General features: G+C 56.1%; 9 protein-coding genes, 2 tRNA genes and 3 rRNA genes. 11 read left to right on the top strand and 3 right to left on the bottom strand.

Going from position 1 to position 17,046, the window contains the following annotated elements; all coding sequences use genetic code 11:
* The first annotated feature begins 6 nt into the window (after positions 1-6).
* From pssA to AC3Y64_RS23620, 11 genes are all read left to right on the top strand, one after another.
* Positions 7-864: a CDP-diacylglycerol--serine O-phosphatidyltransferase gene (pssA, locus tag AC3Y64_RS23670; protein ID WP_016983477.1), complete on the top strand. Its 858-nt coding sequence runs from the start codon at positions 7-9 to the stop codon at positions 862-864.
* Between the two features lie 64 nt (positions 865-928).
* Positions 929-1,942: a protein-methionine-sulfoxide reductase catalytic subunit MsrP gene (gene msrP / locus AC3Y64_RS23665; protein ID WP_489985433.1), complete on the top strand. Its 1,014-nt coding sequence runs from the start codon at positions 929-931 to the stop codon at positions 1,940-1,942.
* The gene (gene msrQ, locus AC3Y64_RS23660; protein WP_489985432.1) at positions 1,942-2,565 is read left to right on the top strand and encodes a protein-methionine-sulfoxide reductase heme-binding subunit MsrQ; all 624 of its coding nucleotides are present in this window, start codon (positions 1,942-1,944) and stop codon (positions 2,563-2,565) included. The genes msrP and msrQ overlap by 1 nt, the downstream gene beginning before the upstream one ends.
* Before the next feature lie 484 nt (positions 2,566-3,049).
* Positions 3,050-4,586: ribosomal RNA gene (locus tag AC3Y64_RS23655) — 16S ribosomal RNA — on the top strand.
* Between the two features lie 81 nt (positions 4,587-4,667).
* Positions 4,668-4,744, top strand: a tRNA-Ile gene (locus AC3Y64_RS23650).
* Positions 4,745-4,774: 30 nt separating this feature from the next.
* Positions 4,775-4,850: transfer RNA gene (locus AC3Y64_RS23645), tRNA-Ala, on the top strand.
* A gap of 246 nt (positions 4,851-5,096) precedes the next feature.
* Positions 5,097-7,990: ribosomal RNA gene (locus tag AC3Y64_RS23640) — 23S ribosomal RNA — on the top strand.
* A 165-nt stretch (positions 7,991-8,155) separates the two neighbouring features.
* Positions 8,156-8,271 (top strand): 5S ribosomal RNA (gene rrf / locus AC3Y64_RS23635).
* Together the 16S, 23S and 5S rRNA genes with 2 tRNA genes alongside form the textbook arrangement of a ribosomal RNA operon.
* Before the next feature lie 147 nt (positions 8,272-8,418).
* The gene (locus AC3Y64_RS23630) at positions 8,419-9,078 is read left to right on the top strand and encodes a paraquat-inducible protein A (RefSeq protein ID WP_489985431.1); all 660 of its coding nucleotides are present in this window, start codon (positions 8,419-8,421) and stop codon (positions 9,076-9,078) included.
* Positions 9,065-9,688, top strand: coding sequence for a paraquat-inducible protein A (locus AC3Y64_RS23625; RefSeq protein WP_489985430.1), 624 nt, complete (start codon positions 9,065-9,067; stop codon positions 9,686-9,688). Before AC3Y64_RS23630 ends, AC3Y64_RS23625 begins: the two co-directional genes overlap by 14 nt.
* Positions 9,681-11,984 carry a PqiB family protein gene (locus AC3Y64_RS23620; protein WP_489985429.1) on the top strand — a complete coding sequence of 768 codons (2,304 nt, stop codon included), beginning with the start codon at positions 9,681-9,683 and terminating at the stop codon, positions 11,982-11,984. The genes AC3Y64_RS23625 and AC3Y64_RS23620 overlap by 8 nt, the downstream gene beginning before the upstream one ends.
* Positions 11,985-12,166: 182 nt before the next feature.
* On the opposite strand, the gene mksF is transcribed toward AC3Y64_RS23620, so the two are convergent.
* The 3 genes from mksF to mksB are packed head-to-tail and all read right to left on the bottom strand — an operon-like array spanning position 12,167 to position 16,987.
* Positions 12,167-15,007, bottom strand: a complete 2,841-nt coding sequence (gene mksF, locus AC3Y64_RS23615; protein ID WP_489985428.1) for an Mks condensin complex protein MksF — start codon at positions 15,005-15,007, stop codon at positions 12,167-12,169.
* Positions 15,004-15,705 (bottom strand): Mks condensin complex protein MksE, encoded by a 702-nt coding sequence (gene mksE / locus AC3Y64_RS23610; RefSeq protein ID WP_034156067.1) that lies wholly within the window; start codon positions 15,703-15,705, stop codon positions 15,004-15,006. The genes mksF and mksE overlap by 4 nt, the downstream gene beginning before the upstream one ends.
* On the bottom strand, positions 15,695-16,987 hold the full coding sequence (gene mksB / locus AC3Y64_RS23605) for an Mks condensin complex protein MksB (RefSeq protein ID WP_489985427.1): 1,293 nt from the start codon (positions 16,985-16,987) through the stop codon (positions 15,695-15,697). Before mksB ends, mksE begins: the two co-directional genes overlap by 11 nt.
* Positions 16,988-17,046: the final 59 nt, after the last annotated feature.

The raw sequence follows: 17,046 nt of genomic DNA, 5'->3' as shown, positions 1-17,046 counted from the left end.
ATGTCCATGAGCGAACGTCCCGAAGAGCCGAACAAGGCTTCTGACGCCGAAAGCCTGCTGCCCATCGATGAACACATCGAAGAAGGGCACGACGCAGAAGGTCGTAAAGTCCGGCATCGTGGTATCTATCTGCTGCCGAATCTGTTCACCACTGCGAACCTGTTTGCAGGCTTTTACTCCATCATCAACTCGATGAGCGCCCAGGCGGCCCTGAGCGCTGGTGACTCGGCGAATGCGAGCAAGTATTTCGCGTTTGCCGCGATCGCGATTTTCGTCGCCATGGTTCTCGACGGCCTCGATGGTCGCGTGGCGCGTATGACCAATACGCAAAGTGCCTTTGGCGCCGAGTACGACTCGCTGTCGGACATGGTCGCGTTCGGTGTTGCGCCGGCGCTGCTGGCGTTCGGTTGGGCACTGGGTGACATGGGCAAGGTCGGCTGGATGGTCGCCTTCATCTATGTAGCGGGCGCGGCGTTGCGTCTGGCGCGGTTCAATACTCAGGTGGGGACGGCGGACAAGCGTTATTTCATCGGCTTGGCCAGTCCGGCAGCGGCGGGTGTGGTAGCGGGTATTGTCTGGGCATTCAGCGATTACGGCATTCAGGGTTCGAAGATGTCGTTCCTGGTTGCGCTGATGGTCGCGGCGGCCGGCATGCTGATGGTCAGCAACATCAAGTACAACAGCTTTAAAGAGCTGGACTTGAAAGGACGCGTACCGTTTGTGGCGATTCTCGCCGTGGTGCTGGTGTTCGCTGTGGTGTTCAGCGACCCGCCGCGCATTCTGCTGCTGGTGTTCCTCGCCTACGCCGCTTCCGGCCCAGTGCAGTACCTGTTGCATCTTCGTCGGCACAAAAAAGCCGAGTGATGTAATTTCCCGCATACTCCGCAGTCTATGGGTGCATCAGTCCTCCAAAGTCTGCGGAGTTGCCATGTTGATCAAAATCCCCAAAGCGTCCGACTGTCATGAGTCGGATGTCACGCCTGAATCCATTTATCTTTCCCGCCGCCAATTGCTTGGGGCCACTGCTGCCGGTATCGCCGTCAGTAGCCTGCCGCGTTGGGCGAATGCCGAGGACGCCGCTCGGTACTCCGATGTCGAGCCGGGCAAGGCGCCGGCGTGGTTTAACGAGAAGCTGTCCTCTACCAAGTGGGGAGCGGTCAACGTCAAGGATGAGGCGATCACGCCTTATAAGGACGCCACGCACTACAACAACTTCTATGAGTTCGGCACCGATAAAGGTGATCCGGCGGCGAATGCCGGCTCGCTGAAAACCGAACCGTGGAGTGTGGTGGTGGACGGGGAGGTGGGTAAGCCGGGGCGTTATGCGCTGGAAGACTTCATGAAACCGTATCAGTTGGAAGAGCGCATCTATCGCCTGCGTTGTGTCGAGGCGTGGTCGATGGTTATTCCTTGGATCGGCTTTCCGATTTCGGCGTTGCTCAAGCAAGTCGAGCCGACGTCCAGTGCCAAATACATTCGCTTCGAAACCTTACAGGATCCCAAGACCATGCCGGGGCAGCGCTCGGGTTTTGCCTTGATCGACTGGCCTTATGTAGAAGGTTTGCGTCTGGATGAGGCGATGAACCCATTAGCCATTCTCGCAGTGGGCATGTATGGCCGCGAGTTGCCGAATCAGAATGGCGCGCCGTTGCGTTTGGTGGTGCCGTGGAAGTATGGCTTCAAGAGCGTCAAATCCATTGTGCGCATCAGTTTGGTCAGCGAGCAGCCGAAAACCACTTGGCAAAGCATTGCGGCAGATGAATACGGGTTTTATGCGAACGTGAATCCCACGGTTGATCACCCGCGCTGGACACAGGCGCGGGAGCGGAGATTGCCGAATAGTCTGTTCAAGCCGAACGTGCGTGATACGCAGATGTTCAACGGCTACTCGGATGAAGTCGCTTCTTTATATACAGGGCTCGATCTGCGGAAGAACTACTGATGCGATTTCCGTTCTGGCGTATAGGCGTTTTCATCGCGGCGGCCGTTTGGCCGATGCTGTGGTTGTATCAGGCGCTTGAGGATTTGCTCGGCCCGGATCCCGGCAAGGTATTGGTCGATCGCCTGGGATTGGGGACGTTAGTGCTGCTGTTGATCACCTTAAGCATGACGCCTCTGCAGAAACTCACTGGGTGGGCAGGGTGGATTGCTGTTCGCCGGCAGTTGGGGCTTTGGTGTTTTGCCTATGTGGTTTTGCATCTGTGCAGCTATATGGCATTTATTCTGGGCTTCGACTGGTCGCAGCTGGCGGTGGAGTTGCGCAAACGGCCTTACATAATAGTAGGGGCGCTAGGCTTTCTTGGATTGTTGGCGTTGGCGGTGACGTCAAATCGCTACAGTCAGCGTCGTTTGGGTTCGCGCTGGAAGAAGCTGCATCGCCTGGCCTATGTGATTCTGGGTTTGGGTTTGCTGCATATGTTGTGGATCGTGCGCGCCGATCTTGAGGAATGGGCGGTCTATGCCTCTATAGGTGCAGTGCTTCTTATACTGCGTATTCCGCCGGTGACGCGCCGTATCCCGCGTTTACTGGCTAAAAAGCAGGTTTTGCAAGAAAAGCGAAATTAACGGTTGACGGCAGATTTGAGATGTCTATAATTCGCCCCACTTCCGGCGCAGTCGAAACGGAAAACTCCTTGAGATTCAATGAGTTATGTAGGTTTCGGCGGTGAGTTGCTTCAGTTCATCGAAGCCAAAAGGAAGTTGAAAAAGAGGTGTTGACAGCAGCGTGTAACGCTGTAGAATTCGCCTCCCGCTGCAGAGAGATCTGAGGCGCAAGTGGTTGAAGTTGTTGAAGAATTCTTCGAAAACTTCTGAAAATAATCACTTGACAGCAAATGAGGCTGCTGTAGAATGCGCGCCTCGGTTGAGGCGAAAGATCTTAACCAACCGCTCTTTAACAACTGAATCAAGCAATTCGTGTGGGTGCTTGTGGAGTCAGACTGATAGTCAACAAGATTATCAGCATCACAAGTTACTCCGCGAGAAATCAAAGATGTAACCAACGATTGCTGAGCCAAGTTTAGGGTTTCTTAAAAACCCAAAGATGTTTGAACTGAAGAGTTTGATCATGGCTCAGATTGAACGCTGGCGGCAGGCCTAACACATGCAAGTCGAGCGGATGACAGGAGCTTGCTCCTGAATTCAGCGGCGGACGGGTGAGTAATGCCTAGGAATCTGCCTGGTAGTGGGGGACAACGTTTCGAAAGGAACGCTAATACCGCATACGTCCTACGGGAGAAAGCAGGGGACCTTCGGGCCTTGCGCTATCAGATGAGCCTAGGTCGGATTAGCTAGTTGGTGAGGTAATGGCTCACCAAGGCGACGATCCGTAACTGGTCTGAGAGGATGATCAGTCACACTGGAACTGAGACACGGTCCAGACTCCTACGGGAGGCAGCAGTGGGGAATATTGGACAATGGGCGAAAGCCTGATCCAGCCATGCCGCGTGTGTGAAGAAGGTCTTCGGATTGTAAAGCACTTTAAGTTGGGAGGAAGGGTTGTAGATTAATACTCTGCAATTTTGACGTTACCGACAGAATAAGCACCGGCTAACTCTGTGCCAGCAGCCGCGGTAATACAGAGGGTGCAAGCGTTAATCGGAATTACTGGGCGTAAAGCGCGCGTAGGTGGTTCGTTAAGTTGAATGTGAAATCCCCGGGCTCAACCTGGGAACTGCATCCAAAACTGGCGAGCTAGAGTATGGTAGAGGGTGGTGGAATTTCCTGTGTAGCGGTGAAATGCGTAGATATAGGAAGGAACACCAGTGGCGAAGGCGACCACCTGGACTGATACTGACACTGAGGTGCGAAAGCGTGGGGAGCAAACAGGATTAGATACCCTGGTAGTCCACGCCGTAAACGATGTCAACTAGCCGTTGGGAGCCTTGAGCTCTTAGTGGCGCAGCTAACGCATTAAGTTGACCGCCTGGGGAGTACGGCCGCAAGGTTAAAACTCAAATGAATTGACGGGGGCCCGCACAAGCGGTGGAGCATGTGGTTTAATTCGAAGCAACGCGAAGAACCTTACCAGGCCTTGACATCCAATGAACTTTCCAGAGATGGATTGGTGCCTTCGGGAACATTGAGACAGGTGCTGCATGGCTGTCGTCAGCTCGTGTCGTGAGATGTTGGGTTAAGTCCCGTAACGAGCGCAACCCTTGTCCTTAGTTACCAGCACGTAATGGTGGGCACTCTAAGGAGACTGCCGGTGACAAACCGGAGGAAGGTGGGGATGACGTCAAGTCATCATGGCCCTTACGGCCTGGGCTACACACGTGCTACAATGGTCGGTACAAAGGGTTGCCAAGCCGCGAGGTGGAGCTAATCCCATAAAACCGATCGTAGTCCGGATCGCAGTCTGCAACTCGACTGCGTGAAGTCGGAATCGCTAGTAATCGTGAATCAGAATGTCACGGTGAATACGTTCCCGGGCCTTGTACACACCGCCCGTCACACCATGGGAGTGGGTTGCACCAGAAGTAGCTAGTCTAACCTTCGGGAGGACGGTTACCACGGTGTGATTCATGACTGGGGTGAAGTCGTAACAAGGTAGCCGTAGGGGAACCTGCGGCTGGATCACCTCCTTAATCGACGACATCAGCTGCTCCATAAGTTCCCACACGAATTGCTTGATTCATTGAAGAAGACGAAAGAAGCAGCCCGAAATTGGGTCTGTAGCTCAGTTGGTTAGAGCGCACCCCTGATAAGGGTGAGGTCGGCAGTTCGAATCTGCCCAGACCCACCAATTTTGTGTGGGAAACGCCTGTAGAAATACGGGGCCATAGCTCAGCTGGGAGAGCGCCTGCCTTGCACGCAGGAGGTCAGCGGTTCGATCCCGCTTGGCTCCACCACTACTGCTTCTGTTGTATAAAGCTTAGAAATGAGCATTCCATCGTGATGATGGTGAATGTTGATTTCTAGTCTTTGACTAGTTCGTTCTTTAAAAATTTGGGTATGTGATAGAAAGATAGACTGAACGTTACTTTCACTGGTAACGGATCAGGCTAAGGTAAAATTTGTGAGTTCTCTTAATTGAGAAATTCGAATTTTCGGCGAATGTCGTCTTCACAGTATAACCAGATTGCTTGGGGTTATATGGTCAAGTGAAGAAGCGCATACGGTGGATGCCTTGGCAGTCAGAGGCGATGAAAGACGTGGTAGCCTGCGAAAAGCTTCGGGGAGTCGGCAAACAGACTTTGATCCGGAGATGTCTGAATGGGGGAACCCAGCCATCATAAGATGGTTATCTTGTACTGAATACATAGGTGCAAGAGGCGAACCAGGGGAACTGAAACATCTAAGTACCCTGAGGAAAAGAAATCAACCGAGATTCCCTTAGTAGTGGCGAGCGAACGGGGACTAGCCCTTAAGTGGCTTTGAGATTAGCGGAACGCTCTGGAAAGTGCGGCCATAGTGGGTGATAGCCCTGTACGCGAAAATCTCTTAGTCATGAAATCGAGTAGGACGGAGCACGAGAAACTTTGTCTGAATATGGGGGGACCATCCTCCAAGGCTAAATACTACTGACTGACCGATAGTGAACTAGTACCGTGAGGGAAAGGCGAAAAGAACCCCGGAGAGGGGAGTGAAATAGATCCTGAAACCGTATGCGTACAAGCAGTGGGAGCAGACTTTGTTCTGTGACTGCGTACCTTTTGTATAATGGGTCAGCGACTTATTTTCAGTGGCGAGCTTAACCGAATAGGGGAGGCGTAGCGAAAGCGAGTCTTAATAGGGCGTCTAGTCGCTGGGAATAGACCCGAAACCGTGCGATCTATCCATGGGCAGGTTGAAGGTTGGGTAACACTAACTGGAGGACCGAACCGACTACCGTTGAAAAGTTAGCGGATGACCTGTGGATCGGAGTGAAAGGCTAATCAAGCTCGGAGATAGCTGGTTCTCCTCGAAAGCTATTTAGGTAGCGCCTCATGTATCACTGTAGGGGGTAGAGCACTGTTTCGGCTAGGGGGTCATCCCGACTTACCAAACCGATGCAAACTCCGAATACCTACAAGTGCCGAGCATGGGAGACACACGGCGGGTGCTAACGTCCGTCGTGAAAAGGGAAACAACCCAGACCGTCAGCTAAGGTCCCAAAGTTATGGTTAAGTGGGAAACGATGTGGGAAGGCTTAGACAGCTAGGAGGTTGGCTTAGAAGCAGCCACCCTTTAAAGAAAGCGTAATAGCTCACTAGTCGAGTCGGCCTGCGCGGAAGATGTAACGGGGCTCAAACCATACACCGAAGCTACGGGTATCACCTTCGGGTGATGCGGTAGAGGAGCGTTCTGTAAGCCTGTGAAGGTGAGTTGAGAAGCTTGCTGGAGGTATCAGAAGTGCGAATGCTGACATGAGTAACGACAATGGGTGTGAAAAACACCCACGCCGAAAGACCAAGGTTTCCTGCGCAACGTTAATCGACGCAGGGTTAGTCGGTCCCTAAGGCGAGGCTGAAAAGCGTAGTCGATGGAAAACAGGTTAATATTCCTGTACTTCTGGTTATTGCGATGGAGGGACGGAGAAGGCTAGGCCAGCTTGGCGTTGGTTGTCCAAGTTTAAGGTGGTAGGCTGAGATCTTAGGTAAATCCGGGATCTTAAGGCCGAGAGCTGATGACGAGTTACCCTTTGGGTGACGAAGTGGTTGATGCCATGCTTCCAAGAAAAGCTTCTAAGCTTCAGGTAACCAGGAACCGTACCCCAAACCGACACAGGTGGTTGGGTAGAGAATACCAAGGCGCTTGAGAGAACTCGGGTGAAGGAACTAGGCAAAATGGCACCGTAACTTCGGGAGAAGGTGCGCCGGTGAGGGTGAAGGACTTGCTCCGTAAGCTCATGCCGGTCGAAGATACCAGGCCGCTGCGACTGTTTATTAAAAACACAGCACTCTGCAAACACGAAAGTGGACGTATAGGGTGTGACGCCTGCCCGGTGCCGGAAGGTTAATTGATGGGGTTAGCTAACGCGAAGCTCTTGATCGAAGCCCCGGTAAACGGCGGCCGTAACTATAACGGTCCTAAGGTAGCGAAATTCCTTGTCGGGTAAGTTCCGACCTGCACGAATGGCGTAACGATGGCGGCGCTGTCTCCACCCGAGACTCAGTGAAATTGAAATCGCTGTGAAGATGCAGTGTATCCGCGGCTAGACGGAAAGACCCCGTGAACCTTTACTATAGCTTTGCACTGGACTTTGAATTTGCTTGTGTAGGATAGGTGGGAGGCTTTGAAGCGTGGACGCCAGTTCGCGTGGAGCCATCCTTGAAATACCACCCTGGCAACTTTGAGGTTCTAACTCAGGTCCGTTATCCGGATCGAGGACAGTGTATGGTGGGTAGTTTGACTGGGGCGGTCTCCTCCTAAAGAGTAACGGAGGAGTACGAAGGTGCGCTCAGACCGGTCGGAAATCGGTCGTAGAGTATAAAGGCAAAAGCGCGCTTGACTGCGAGACAGACACGTCGAGCAGGTACGAAAGTAGGTCTTAGTGATCCGGTGGTTCTGTATGGAAGGGCCATCGCTCAACGGATAAAAGGTACTCCGGGGATAACAGGCTGATACCGCCCAAGAGTTCATATCGACGGCGGTGTTTGGCACCTCGATGTCGGCTCATCACATCCTGGGGCTGAAGCCGGTCCCAAGGGTATGGCTGTTCGCCATTTAAAGTGGTACGCGAGCTGGGTTTAGAACGTCGTGAGACAGTTCGGTCCCTATCTGCCGTGGACGTTTGAGATTTGAGAGGGGCTGCTCCTAGTACGAGAGGACCGGAGTGGACGAACCTCTGGTGTTCCGGTTGTCACGCCAGTGGCATTGCCGGGTAGCTATGTTCGGGAAAGATAACCGCTGAAAGCATCTAAGCGGGAAACTTGCCTCAAGATGAGATCTCACTGGAACCTTGAGTTCCCTGAAGGGCCGTCGAAGACTACGACGTTGATAGGTTGGGTGTGTAAGCGCTGTGAGGCGTTGAGCTAACCAATACTAATTGCCCGTGAGGCTTGACCATATAACACCCAAGCAATTTGCGCTTAAGAGCCAGATTGCGGTGTGTGAAGACGAAACGAACCGAAAGTTCGACTGCACCTAAAAAGGCAGCACAAAACACCGAAAGCTGTCACATACCCAATTTGCTGAAGCGAGACCATCAGGTCACGACTCAGTACCCGAATTTCTTGACGACCATAGAGCGTTGGAACCACCTGATCCCATCCCGAACTCAGCAGTGAAACGATGCATCGCCGATGGTAGTGTGGGGTTTCCCCATGTGAGAGTAGGTCATCGTCAAGATTAAATTCCGAAACCCCAATTGCGAAAGCAGTTGGGGTTTTGTTTTGCCCGTAGAAAAAGTTTGCTCGCGATGGCGAACAAATTTGCACAGTTATTTTCGAATCAGAACACTAGAATAGCCCCACCTTATTCGGAGCCAGAGCCTTTATGTCAGAGTCGGTTGACGCCCAAGGGCTGTCAGATTTACCGCTGGAAGACCTGGTGGCCTGTCACGAGTGCGACCTGCTGATGCGCAAGCCAAAACTTGCCCATGGCGAGAAAGCCCTCTGCCCACGCTGCGGTTACGAGTTGTATGCCCACCGCCACAACGTGGTGCAGCGCAGCTTTGCCTTGGTGATCGCGGCATTGTTGTTGTACATCCCTGCAAACTTTCTACCCATCATGCAACTCAATATCCTCGGACAGTCTTCGCAGGATACGGTCTGGAGTGGCGTACTCGGCCTGTTCAACACCGGCATGCAGGGTGTTTCGATCGTTGTATTCCTGTGCAGCATGGCCATTCCGCTGCTCAAGTTGCTGTGCCAGTTGTTCGTTTTGCTGACGATTCGCTTCAACGTCGGCCGCAGCTACGGTCTGCTGCTTTACCGCATCTACCACCACCTCAAAGACTGGGGGATGCTCGAGGTTTACCTCATGGGCGTACTGGTAGCGATCGTCAAACTGGCGGACATGGCAGCCATAACCGTCGGTCTCGGCCTGGCGTGCTTCATTGGATTGTTGTTGGTGCAGGTATGGCTGGAGGTGGTGATGTCACCGCATCAGATCTGGCAGGCGTTATCAGGGGAAGATACTCATGCGGGCGATTGATGCAGGCATTCTGACGTGCACCGAATGCCACGAGTTGAACAGGCAGGAAGCGGACGCCGACGAGCAAACCTGCACCCGCTGCGGTGCGCTGGTTCACGCTCGTCGTCCGAACAGCCTCGTACGTACCTGGGCACTGCTGATCACCGCCGCGATTATCTATATCCCGGCGAATGTCTTGCCGATCATGACTGTCAGTTCTCTGGGTCAAGGTGATCCAAGCACCATCATGTCCGGCGTGATCCAGTTGGTGCAGCACGGCATGATTCCGATTGCTGCCGTGGTGTTCATCGCCAGTATTCTGGTGCCGACGTTCAAACTGGTCGGCATCGCACTGCTGCTGTTTTCGGTACAACGAAAGCAGCCGTTGTCGGCCCGCCAGCGTATCTGGATGTACCGCTTCATCGAGTTCATCGGTCGTTGGTCGATGCTCGATATTTTTGTGATCGCCATTCTGGTGGCGGTCGTCAACTTCGGCCGGCTTGCCAGTGTCGAAGCCAATCTTGGCGCCATCGCCTTCGCCAGTGTGGTGATTCTGACGATGCTCGCCGCAGTAACTTTCGATCCCCGACTGATTTGGGATAACACGGAGTCGGACGACGACCATGACTGATTTGCCCGTAGCTAAAACCCGACCGGCCTCGAACTGGTCTGCCATTTGGGTCCTGCCGCTGATCGCCCTCATCATCGGCGGCTGGCTCGGCTGGCGTGCCTATTCCGAAACCGGTATCGAGATCCAGGTTCGCTTCGAGAGCGGCGAGGGCATCCAGGCCAACAAGACTGAGGTCATGTACAAAGGCATGTCGGTCGGCAAGGTCAAGACGCTTAAACTGGATGACGAGGGCAACTCCAAAGGCGTCATCGCCACCGTCGAGATGAACAAGGACGTCGAGCAATACCTCAAGACCAGCACACGGTTCTGGCTGGTCAAGCCGAGCGTGACCCTGGCCGGTATCACAGGATTGGAGACTTTGGTTTCGGGTAACTATGTCGCCATCAGTCCCGGCGAAGGCGAGCCGACACGCAAGTTCAAGGCGCTGGCCGAAGAGCCGCCGCTGTCCGACGCCAAGCCTGGCCTGCACCTGACCATCAAGGCTGACCGTCTCGGCTCGTTGAACCGTGGCAGTCCGGTGTTCTACAAACAGATCAAAGTTGGCCAGGTCAAAAGCTATCTGCTTTCGGAGGATCAGAGCACTGTCGAGCTCAAAGTCTTTATCGAGCCGACCTACGCCAAATTGGTGCGCAAACACACGCGGTTCTGGAATGCCAGCGGCATCAGCATCGACGCCAACCTGTCTGGCGTGAAAGTGCGCAGCGAGTCGCTGGCCAGCATCGTCGCTGGTGGTATCGCCTTCGCCACACCGGAAAACCGCAAGGACAGTCCGCCCACCGATCCAAGCCTGCCGTTCCGTCTCTACGAAGACTTCGACGCCGCCGCTGCCGGGATTCGCGTGAAGGTCAAACTCAGCGATTTCGAAGGCCTTCAGGCCGGCCGTACTCCGGTGATGTACAAAGGCATTCAGGTCGGCAACCTCAAAGCACTGAAGGTCGATGCGGATCTGAACAGTGCCACCGCCGAACTGACCCTTGATCCATTGGCCGAAGACTATCTGGTTGATGGTACACAGTTCTGGGTGGTCAAACCGTCGATTTCCCTCGCCGGGATCACCGGTCTGGAAGCACTGGTGAAAGGTAACTACATCGCCGTGCGCCCGGGTGACAAAGGCGCGCCGCCGAAACGCGAATTCGAGGCCCGGCCAAAAGCGCCGCCGCTGGATCTGCGTTCACCGGGGCTGCACCTGGTGTTGTTCACTGACACCCTCGGCTCGATCGATGTCGGCAGCCCGATTCTGTTTAAACAGGTCAAGGTCGGTTCGGTGCAGAGCTATCAGTTCTCCAAGACGCGCAAGCAGATCATCGTCGGTGTGCACATCGAGAAGGAATACGAAAACCTGGTCAACGCCTCGACGCGTTTCTGGAACGTCAGCGGTGTCACCCTGACCGGCGGTTTGACTGGCGGGATTCAGGTCAAGAGTGAGTCGCTGCAAACCTTGATGGCCGGCGGTATTGCCTTCGAAACGCCGCAAGCCAAGGCGCCGTTGCAGAAGCGTATTCCGCGTTTCCGTCTGTTTGCCAATCATGACGACGCCAGTAAAAAAGGCAGCGTAGTGACGATCAAAGTCGATCGCGCTGATGGTCTCAGCAGTGGCACGCCGGTTCGCTTCAAGGGACTGGACGTCGGCAAGATTGAAAGCGTCGATCTGACTGACGACCTGCAATCGGTCATCCTCACCGCGCGCATCACCGAAGTGCCGGAGAAGATTGCCCGGGTTGGCAGTCAGTTCTGGGTGGTTAAACCGGAGTTAGGGCTGATCAAGACAGAGAATCTGGAAACCCTGGTGACCGGGAAGTACATCGAAGTACAACCGGCAGCCAAGAACCTCGGCCCGCAGAAGAACTTCACTGCGCTGGCCGCTGCGCCGGAAGTGACCAAACAAGAGGCGGGGCTGAGTCTGGTGTTGAGCGCGGCCCGTCGTGGTTCGCTGAAACCGGGTGTGCCGGTGACCTACCGTGAAATTACCGTGGGTAAAGTCACCGGTTACGAATTGGGCCAGACCGCCGATCGTGTGTTGGTGCACATTCTGATCGAGCCGAAATACGCGCCGTTGGTGCGCAGCGGCAGCCGCTTCTGGAACACCAGTGGTGTGGGCTTCGATATCGGTCTGTTTAATGGTTTGACCGTGCGAACGGAGTCGCTGGAGACGGCGATTCAGGGCGGTATTGCTTTCGCCACGCCGGATGGCGAGCGCATGGGCAGTCAGGCGCGGGCTGAGCAGACGTTTCCGTTGTTCGACAAGTTTGAGGATGAGTGGCTGACCTGGGCGCCGAAGATTTCGCTCGGTAAGTAATTCTGTGGTGTCTGAAGTGGCGCCATCGCGAGCAGGCTCACTCCTACAGGGGAACGCATTCCAACTGTAGGAGTGAGCCTGCTCGCGATAGGGGCCTAAAAATCAGCAAAAATCCCAAGCCATAAAAAAGGGCCGCGATCCCAGCAGATCGCGGCCCTTTTTTTGTCTTCAGTTAACGCCGATCAAACCGCATCCATCTCCGGCTCATCCGCCTCAACATTCAGCGTCGCCTTCACCACATCATGACGACGGATGTACTTCCAGTCCGCCTCATCAATGTAGATCCCGGCCGGGCCGCTGCCACCTTCCAGGTCGATCGCGACACTGGCGCAGACCTGCGGCTTCACGCTCGCCAGAATCGGCACGAAGCCCAGTTGCAGGCTGGTTTCCAGCAGCGCGGCCTGGTTCTTCTCGTCGATGTCCGCCGCCTCGTCGAGGTAGTACGGCAGACGCACGCGGCCGGCCTGATCGCGATCCATCAAGTGCAGCAACAAGTACATGTTGGTCAGTGCCTTGATGGTCATGGTCGTGCCGTTGGACGCCGCGCCATCGATGTCGGTGTGGATCACCGGCTGGCCGTTGACCTTGGTGATCTCGAACGCCAGCTCGAACAAGTCCTTGAGACCGAGCTGGTTGTGGTTCGCTGCCACCAACCGCGCCAGATATTCCTTGGCCTCTTCGTTCTTGTTGTCCTGCTCGGCGCTTTGGCTCAGGTCGAACACCGACAGGGTTTCGCCTTCTTCGTACTGACCGGCGCTGTGGATGATCTGGTCGATGTGCTTGAGCGCTTCCTTGTTCGGCGCGAGGACGATGCGGAAGCTCTGCAGGTTGGAGACCTGACGCTTGTTGATCTCGCGGTTGAACAACGCCAGTTGATGCTCAAGGCTGTCGTAGTCGCTGCGAATGTTGCGCAGAGTCCGGGCGATGTCGGTGACCGCCGCACGACGGGCCTTGCCCAATGTCAGCGCTTCATCGGTACGGTGCGCATACGCGTTGATCAGCAGCGACAGACGGCGCTCCATATCGTCTTCGCTGTCGAACTTGGCCACGCCTTTGAGGCGCACTTGCGCGTACAGCGCTTCGATCTGGCCATCGGCGCGCAGCAGGCCTTGCCAGCTGTCCTGATAGTCATTGAGCAGCGGCAGCAGGTTGTCCATCGAGTCGTCGACCGGATCCATGAACGGCGTACCGAACGGCAGATCCGCCGGCAGCAACTGACGGCGGCGCAATGCATCGTCGAGAGTGCGTTGCTTGGCTTCCATGTCGGCGATCTGGCGGCCGACCAGTTGCAGCTTGGCCGACAGTTGCTGGACGCGCTCGGTGAAGGCATCGCTGGAGCGCTTGAGTTCGTCCTGCGCGCCTTCCATCTGCGCCAGTTGCTCGAGCTTGTCGCTTTCTTCGGCGCTCAGGGTTTGCGTGCGGCGGAAATCTTCCAGCGCCTTCTGCGCGTCCAGCACTTGCTGGTACAGCGCCTCGGTCTGGGTCTTGCTCGCGGAGCGGTCAGCGGCAACGGCTTGCTGGGTTTTCAGTTGCTTGAGTTCTTTTTCCAGACGCTCTTTCTGATCGCGCAAAGCGGCGCGGTCAGCCAAGGCCTGCAGGGCCGGCGGCTCGATATTCGAAATATCGATCGACAGGCCCGGCACTTCGAAACGCTCGCCTTTGAAGCCATCAAGAATCAGCTCAACCGATTTGACCCACTCGCCATCAGCGTCGAGGGTGATGCCGTGTTCGCCCAGCGGCAGGCTGAACAGCGCGCTGTTGAACAGCCGCATCAAGCGCTCGACGTCTTGTTGCGAGAATTCTTCGCGCAGTCGGGCGTAGCTGTTGTTGTCGGCGTGATCGAGTTGCTGCTTCACCGACTTCAGGCGTTTTTCCAGATCGCGCACGCGCTCTTCCAGATCTTCCGCACTGAACTGACGGGACTGCGCCAAGGCACCGGCAAGTTCGTCGTGAGCGTCCTTAGCGGCGAGCAATTGTTGCTCCAGCACTTTGACGTCATCGACCAGCGCGAAGCGGTTCTTCAACACCGACAACTCGCCGAGCCAACGCTGAATGCCGGAAATTTCCCGCTCCAGGCGCATCAGTTCCTGGGTGCCACCGCGCTGATCGTTTTGCAGACTGTCCTGCTCGCCACGGTAGTGGTCGGCCTGAATCGTCAGTTCTTCTTTGCGTGCACTCGCGTAGTCCGACCAGGTGCCGAGCAACGAATCGAGCAGCGGTGACAGGCGATGCAGTTTGCCGCGCAGCACGTCGCGCTGTTTCACGCCGTTGGCCAAGGCTTCAACCAACGGGCCGGCAGCGACCAGCGAGTTGTAGTCCTGTTCCATACGGCGCACATCGCGGAAGGCTTCTTCGCACGCGGCGATGTAATCGACGCTGCCGGAACGCAGGCTGTGTTCGAAGGCATCGAGGAACAACTGCTTGAGCTTGGCAGCGGTGATTTCGCGCATGTGCAGCAGGTTGATGAACAGTGCGCGGAAGGTCTTCAGGCTCTGCTCGCTGGTGGAACGCAGCGGAATCAACGTCAGGTCGAGCGGGATCGAAGTGTGACCGCCCACCAGCAAACGACGCAGCTCATCCGGCTTGAGTTCGTAGGCTTTCAGACCTTCTTTCTCAAGATTGCTGAACAGCTCTTTCTGGCGCAGGCAGGTGTCGTTCTTCTGGTAATGGGCCAAATCGAGCTTGCCGGCGTAGGCGAAGAACTGGTGACCGAAACCGCCGCCCGGGCCACGCCCGACCACGCCAATCACGTGTGGGCCGTGGGGCAGGTTTACTTCGACAAGGATGTAACTGGTGTCGGAGGCGAAGTAGAAGCGCCGCGATTGTTCGAGGCTGTACTTGCCGAAACTCATGTCCGACATGCGCGCCAGAATCGGGAATTGCAGCGCGTTGATAGACGCCGATTTACCGAGGTTGTTCGCGCCGTAAACCGACAACGGTTCTTCCAGCGGGAACAGACCAAGGCTGTAACCGGCGGTGTTCAAAAGGGCAAAGCGGCGGATGCCGTAGCGTTCCTGGCTCATGCGTCGGACTCCTGTTCTTCGGCAATGGCGCGGGCCAGTGCGTCTTCTTCGCTCTCTTCATCGAATTCTGTGAGATCGAGCGGGTCGTCGGTTTCGAGGAATTTGGCTTCCGCCGCTTCGTCGATCAGCACCGGTGCCGGCAGCGGCAATACGCTGTGCACGCTGGCCGCCAGATCGCGGTCTTGCTGTACCGACAGGCACACGTCGAGGAAGCGGTGCATCGGTGGCAGGAAGCGGTAAACGCCGTTTTCTTCGCCGGCGAAACCGAGTTGAGTCATGCGGCGCATGATCTTTTCTTCGAGTTCTTCCACGGTCTGCACTTCGGCTTGAATGAACAGGTCGCGGTATTTTTCCAGCAGCGACGGTAGCTCTTCACGGCCGAGGCTGCCGCCATCGAGCACGGCGATCGGGTCGCGGCCCTGATCGGCCAGATGCTCGACGAGGATGAAGGTGAACAGCGCCAGACGTTGCGCAGTCTTGTTCACCGCCGCAGCGGCCATGTCCGGCACAAAGTAGTAGAAACCACGGGTGTCGCAGACCAGTTCAAACCCCAGCGCCTTGAACAGCGTGCGGTACTGATCCTGGAAGTTCGACAGTTGCGCGTACAGCTCCGGGTCGCGGCGGCTGACGTGGTAACCCTTGAACAGCTCACGGAAGATCGGCGCGAGTTGCGACAGTTCGGAAAGATCAAGATGCATTTGAAGTACCTGCAGGAAGGGCGCTCGCAGAATTCTCGGCGGCGGTATCGCTGGCCGGGAGCAGGGCGAAGGAGCGCAGGCTGACCTGGTGCTCGTGAGTGTGGTATTCGCGGCGTTCCAGACGCTCGCGCTTGAAGCGTTTTTCCCGCGACAGGCGCGAGAACCAGTAGAGCAATTCGTCGGTGGCGCCGTCCGGTTCCTGTTCCAGCAGCCAGGTCATCAGATCCGGCATCGGCAGGGCTTCTTCGCAGCGGTCGACCATCTCGCGCACGGTGCGTGGGGCGCGTGGGGCTTCGCCTTTCTGGGTCTTGTGCGCCTTGGGGAAGCGCGCCGGTTTCGGCTCGAATCGCGCCAAGGCGTAAACGTAGGCTTCGACCTGACTGGCGCTGCCAAGGAAGGTGCTTTGCGGGCGGGTGAACAGCGGCATCGCGGCTTGCGGCACGGCATCGATGCCTTTGCGGCGAATCGCGGCCAGAGCCAACGCGGCGCCACGGGTCACGGCGTTGTGCCGACGCGCCTCTTCACGCAGCGGCAACAGCAGTTCGCGGGCATGACGCAAAGTCAGTTGCGCGCTGGTCTGCATTTCGAGAATGCGCGCGTGGGTGCGCAGCAGCATGTCGTCATCGACCAGATGGCCGAGGCGTTGTTGCTCGCTGAGCATCTTCAGCAAGACGGTTTCGACTTTGCGCACGCCTTGTTCGAAGGCGCCGTCGGCGTTTACCAGATCGATCATCGGCTCGACGTATTCGTCCCACGTCGCCAGTACTTCGGCGTAACGCTGACGCAATGGAATCTGCCGGTCGCTGGTCTTCGCCCGCTCGGCCACAGCCACCAGGGCCTGTTCGTCGTTGTCGAGTTTCTTCAGTACGTCGCGCACGCGCATGTCGAGCAAACGCAACTGGCGAGCGAGATCGTGGCCGTCGCGAACCTCGAACGCGTCCTGAATGTAACCGGCCAGACGTTCGAGGTGGCGCAGATAGGCTTCGATTTCCAGGCACAGGCCCAAGCGGTGTTCACGACGCAAGTAAGCGAGGAAGTCGTGAATCTGCGCGTTCAGCTCGAAACGGTTCGGACTTTTCGCCACCGGAATCAGAATATCGAGGCGAATCCACACGTCGAGCAGGCTGGTGATGTCCTGTGGCGTGCTGTCCAGTTGTTGGGCGGCCAATTGCGCGCGCAGTTCGTTGAGGCTCAATGTGCCTTGGTCGAAGTGCTCGCACAAAGGCTCCAGAAGCGCCCAGTGTTCAGCGAGGGCGCGCAAGACGCGCTTGGGTTCGATCATCGGAATGCCCGGCTGGTTGGCAATAAAAAGACGCGATTGTACTGCATCATGAAGGATGC

It is taken from the genome of Pseudomonas sp. 4CAES_32.4, assembly GCF_058136335.1.
This window is presented reverse-complemented; position numbering and strand designations above follow the sequence as displayed.